This window comes from Streptomyces sp. NPDC002690 (genome assembly GCF_053592415.1).
This window is the reverse complement of record NZ_JBSFVR010000475.1, coordinates 1-4883: the sequence shown is the minus strand read 5'-3', so window position 1 is coordinate 4883 and position 4883 is coordinate 1. Positions and strand designations below refer to the sequence as shown.

Sequence of the window (4883 nt, the reverse complement as noted above, 5' to 3'; positions counted from 1 at the left end):
CTCCGCAGCGCGCCGGGCCGCTCTCCGTGCCCGAGGACAGTGCACCAGCCGAGGCGCCGGATCGGCCCCCTGCGGTCCTGCCGCCCGGACCCCGCGACTGCGAAGCGGGCAGCACGTCTCAGGAGGCCCCCGGCCCCGCTGCTCGGGCGGTACAGCGGGACACGAAGTCGTCGCCGTGCCTCCCGACCGCACGGATACACGTCCTCACAGCTCTACGGACGCGGAGGACCATCGGTTCACGGTGCGGGCGGAAAACCGTATCCGCTCGATCGCCACAACGGCCGCGGACAGACAGCGCCGTCACACGTCCGCATCGATCCCGTCGGTCCGGTGGCGCCCGCCGCGCCGTCGGCGATCTACCGCTCGACGGGTACGGCCGTCAACCCGCTCCCCGTGTGCCGATCCACGCCCGAACAAGGTCTGGTGTCACCCCGGTTGAACGGGGCAGCATCAGACCCCCGCCCCTCTCAGACCCTGCACGGCGGCCCACGTTCCCGAAGGAGCCCTTATCCATGCGCATCGGAGTGACCCGCGAGCCGACCGGGGAGACCCGTGTGGCCGCGACACCCACGACCGTCAGACAGTTCATCGCCCTCGGCTACGAACTGGTCGTCGAGTCCGGAGCCGGCGAGCTCTCCGCCTTCACCGACCTCGCGTACACCGAGGCCGGAGCCACCGTGGGCACCGCGAACGAGGCGTGGAGCGCGGACGTCGTCCTGCGCGTCAACAGCCCCTCACCGGAAGACGTCGACAAGCCGAAAGACGGCGCCTACCTGGTCTGCCTCCTGGCCCCGGCACTCAACCCCGGGCTCGTGGACGCCCTGGCCGAACGGGACATCACCGTCCTGGCCATGGACGCCGTGCCGCGCATCAGCCGCGCCCAGTCCCTGGACGTGCTGTCCAGCATGGCCAACATCGCCGGATACCGTGCGGTGATCGAGGCGGCACATGAATTCGGCCGCTTCTTCACCGGCCAGGTGACCGCTGCCGGAAAGGTCCCGCCGGCCAAGGTGCTGGTGGCCGGAGCCGGCGTCGCCGGCCTGGCCGCGATCGGTGCGGCCTCCAGCCTCGGAGCCGTCGTACGCGCGACCGACCCGCGCCCCGAGGTCGCCGACCAGGTCAAATCGCTCGGCGGCGAGTACCTCCCGGTCGTCGTGGAGGAGGAGGCGCAGCAGTCCGGCGACGGCTACGCCAAGGCCACTTCGGACCTGTACGACCGGGCCGCCGCCGAGCTCTACTCGACCCAGGCCGCCGACGTCGACATCATCATCACCACCGCGCTCATCCCCGGGCGCCCGGCGCCCGCACTGATCACCGCGGCGGACGTCGCCTCGATGAAGGCCGGCTCCGTGATCGTCGACATGGCCGTCGCGCAGGGCGGCAACGTCGCCGGCAGCGTCGAAGGCCGGAAGGTCGTCACGGACAACGGCGTGACCATCCTCGGTTACGGCGATCTGGCGGGCCGCCTGCCCACCCAGGCGAGCCAGTTGTACGGCACCAACCTCGTCAACCTGCTCAAGCTGCTCACGCCGGAGAAGGACGGCAAGGCCGTCCTCGATCTCGACGATCCCGTCCAGCGCGGCATCACGGTCGTCCGCGCCACCGGGGACGGACGGGGCGAGAAACTCTGGCCACCGCCCCCCGTCCAGGTCAGCGCCGCCCCCGCGACCGCACCGGCCGCGGCGGTGGCCCCGGCGCCGCCGAAGAAGGCCCTGCCCGCCGCGGCCAAGCTCGCGCTCGTCCTCACCGGAATCGCCTTGCTCTGGCTCGTGATCGCCTTCGCCCCGGATCCGATCCCGCAGAACTTCACCGTGCTCACCCTGGCGATCGTCATCGGCTACTACGTCATCGGCAAGGTCCACCACGCCCTCCACACGCCCCTGATGAGCGTCACCAACGCCATCTCCGGAGTCATCGTCGTCGGAGCGCTGGTCCAGGTCGGGCTCGGCGGCCACACCATCCAGGCGCTGGCCGGACTCGCGACCCTGCTCGCCTCCGTCAACATCGTCGGCGGCTTCGCGGTGACGCGCCGCATGCTCGCCATGTTCAGCAAGGGGAACTGACGTGTCCGCAGCCTCGATCTCCACCGCGGCGTACCTCGTCGCCGCCCTGCTCTTCATCCTCTCCCTGGCGGGGCTGAGCAAGCACGAGACGGCACGGCAGGGCTGGACGTACGGCGTCGCCGGCATGGCCGTCGCCCTGGCCGCCACCATCGGGCTGACCCTCCACGACAGCTCGGTGCGCGGTACGACCGCGCTCGTCCTCACGATCTCCCTCGCCGTCGGGGCCGTCATCGGTCTCTGGCGCGCCCGCGTGGTCAAGATGACCGGCATGCCCGAACTGATCGCGCTGCTCCACTCGTTCGTCGGACTCGCCGCGGTACTGGTCGGCTGGGCCTCCTACATCGAGGTCGAGCGCAACGGTGAAGGCGGCTTCTCCGGCAGCCTCCTGAGCATCCATCACGCCGAGGTCTCCGTCGGTATCTTCATCGGCGCAGTCACCTTCACCGGTTCGATCGTCGCCAACCTCAAGCTGAGCGCGAGGATCAAGTCCGCCCCGCTCGTGCTTCCCGGGAAGAACCTCCTCAACCTGGGCGCGCTGCTCGCCTTCGTGGTCCTCACCGTCGTCTTCGTGGCCAGACCGGCGCTCTGGCCGGTCATCGCGGTCACCGCGATCGCGCTGCTGTTCGGATGGCACCTGGTCGCCTCGATCGGCGGCGGCGACATGCCCGTGGTGGTCTCCATGCTCAACAGCTACTCCGGCTGGGCGGCCGCCGCGAGCGGCTTCCTGCTCGACAACGACCTGCTCATCGTCGTCGGCGCGCTGGTCGGCTCATCGGGTGCCTACCTCTCGTACATCATGTGCAAGGCCATGAACCGCTCCTTCGTCTCCGTCATCGCGGGCGGCTTCGGGATCGAGGCGCCCGCAGCCGGTGGCGACAGTGGACAGGGCGAACACCGCGAGACCAACGCCGACGAGACCGCCGAACTGCTGGCCGGTGCCTCCCGGGTGGTGATCACCCCTGGATACGGCATGGCGGTGGCCCAGGCGCAGTACCCGGTCGCCGAGCTGACCCGCACCCTGCGGGCCCGGGGTGTCGACGTGCGGTTCGGCATCCACCCGGTCGCCGGCCGTCTGCCGGGCCACATGAACGTGCTGCTCGCCGAAGCCAAGGTGCCGTACGACATCGTGCTCGAAATGGACGAGATCAACGACGACCTCGCCGGCACCGACGTCGTCCTTGTCATCGGCGCGAACGACACCGTCAACCCGGCCGCCATGGACGACCCGGGCAGTCCGATCGCGGGCATGCCGGTGCTGCGGGTCTGGGAGGCCGCGAACGTCGTCGTCTTCAAGCGTTCCATGGCCAGCGGATACGCCGGTGTGCAGAACCCGCTCTTCTTCCGCGAGAACACCGCCATGCTCTTCGGCGACGCGAAGACCAGGAGCGACGAGATCGTGGCCGCTCTGGCCGCGCTGTCCGCGACCCGCGCCGTGTCCGTCCCCGCCTGAGCGGCGCCCGTCCCGCCCCGCCCGCCCCTGAGCGGGCGGGGCCGACCCGGTCGTCCGTGGCGGTTCCGCCCGGGCGGGGGAGGAGCGGAAAGCACCTGGTGCGAAGATGCGACGAACCAGGAGCGGACCGACCGAGGGGTTGCTGTGGCCTACGAACTTTCCAACCGGCTCGTCGTCGGGATCGCGTCCAGCGCCCTCTTCGACCTGACCGAGTCGGACGCCATCTTCCGCGAGCAGGGCGAGGACGCCTACCGCGGCTACCAGGAGAAGCACCGGGACGACGTGCTCCCGCAGGGAGTGGCTTTCTCGTTCATCCGGCGTCTGCTGTCGCTGAACGATCTGAATGAGGCCGAAGACCCCCTGGTGGAAGTGATCGTCCTGTCCCGCAACGACCCCGAGACCGGTCTGCGGGTCATGAGCTCCATCAAGTCCCGCGGGCTGCCGATATCCAGGGCCATCTTCCGGCAGGGCCGTTCGCCGTACAACTTCATGCCCGCGCTCAACATGTCGCTGTTCCTCTCGGCCAACGAGCGGGACGTCCGCGAGGCCGTCTCGTCCGGCCTGCCGGCCGGACATGTCCTGGGCGCCCCGCACGAGGACGACGCCGAGGACGACGACCTGCGCATCTCCTTCGACTTCGACGGCGTACTCGCCGGCGACGAGTCGGAGCAGGTGTACCAGACGGGCGGAATCGAAGAATTCCGCGCCCATGAAACGAGGAACGCCGCGGTCCCGCACGACGCCGGTCCGCTCCAGAAATTCCTTGCCGGCGTGTACCGCATCCAGCAGCGTGAGGAGGAGGTGCGGCGGGGGAACCCCGACTACCGGATCCGCCTTCACGTCTCCATCGTCACCGCGCGGAACGCACCCGCCCACGAGCGTGCGATCACGAGCCTCAAGCGGTGGGGCCTGAGGGTCAATGATGCGTTCTTCCTCGGCGGTATCGACAAGGGAGAGATCATGAAGATCCTCCGACCGCACATATTCTTCGACGACCAGGAAACCCACCTGGTCAGCACCTCGCAGACGACGCCCAGCGTCCACGTCCCCTTCGGGAAGATCAACGAGGTGGCCGAGGCCGACCGCCGTACGGCCTGACGACAGGACCCGTCACCCCCCGGCGAGCTTCTTCAGTGCGATGTTCAGCTTGAGGACGTTGACGCGGGGTTCACCGATGAAGCCGATGATGCGTCCGCTGGTGTTGTCGTCCACGAGCTTGCTCACCCGGTCGACCGGGAGGTGGTTCTTCTCGGCGACGCGGCGGATCTGGAGTTTCGCGTACTCCGGGGAGATGTCGGGGTCGAGGCCGGAGCCGGAGGAGGTGACGGCGTCGGCCGGCACGTCGTCGGGGTCGACCGGGTGGCCGGGGA

4 protein-coding genes are annotated in these 4883 nt (G+C 69.4%); 3 read left to right on the top strand and 1 reads right to left on the bottom strand.

The annotated features are described in order from the left end of the window. Positions 1-512 precede the first annotated feature (512 nt). The 3 genes from ACWD3D_RS33590 to ACWD3D_RS33580 all read left to right on the top strand — a co-directional run bounded on the left by ACWD3D_RS33590 (position 513) and on the right by ACWD3D_RS33580 (position 4611). Positions 513-2063, top strand: coding sequence for a Re/Si-specific NAD(P)(+) transhydrogenase subunit alpha (locus tag ACWD3D_RS33590; RefSeq protein ID WP_451464497.1), 1551 nt, complete (start codon positions 513-515; stop codon positions 2061-2063). A 1-nt stretch (position 2064) separates the two neighbouring features. Then, positions 2065-3513: a Re/Si-specific NAD(P)(+) transhydrogenase subunit beta gene (pntB, locus tag ACWD3D_RS33585; RefSeq protein WP_451464496.1), complete on the top strand. Its 1449-nt coding sequence runs from the start codon at positions 2065-2067 to the stop codon at positions 3511-3513. Between the two features lie 144 nt (positions 3514-3657). Continuing rightward, positions 3658-4611: a 5'-nucleotidase gene (locus tag ACWD3D_RS33580; protein ID WP_451464495.1), complete on the top strand. Its 954-nt coding sequence runs from the start codon at positions 3658-3660 to the stop codon at positions 4609-4611. 12 nt (positions 4612-4623) lie between these two features. Here the strand turns inward: ACWD3D_RS33580 and ACWD3D_RS33575 are convergent. Continuing rightward, the coding region (locus ACWD3D_RS33575; protein ID WP_451464494.1) for a potassium-transporting ATPase subunit C at positions 4624-4883 on the bottom strand (260 nt) is incomplete at its 5' end.

Excerpts from the sequence above, each read along its gene's own strand:
- ACWD3D_RS33590 (WP_451464497.1), top strand. The coding sequence starts at position 513 with ATGCGCATCGGAGTGACCCGCGAGCCGACCGGGGAGACCCGTGTGGCC.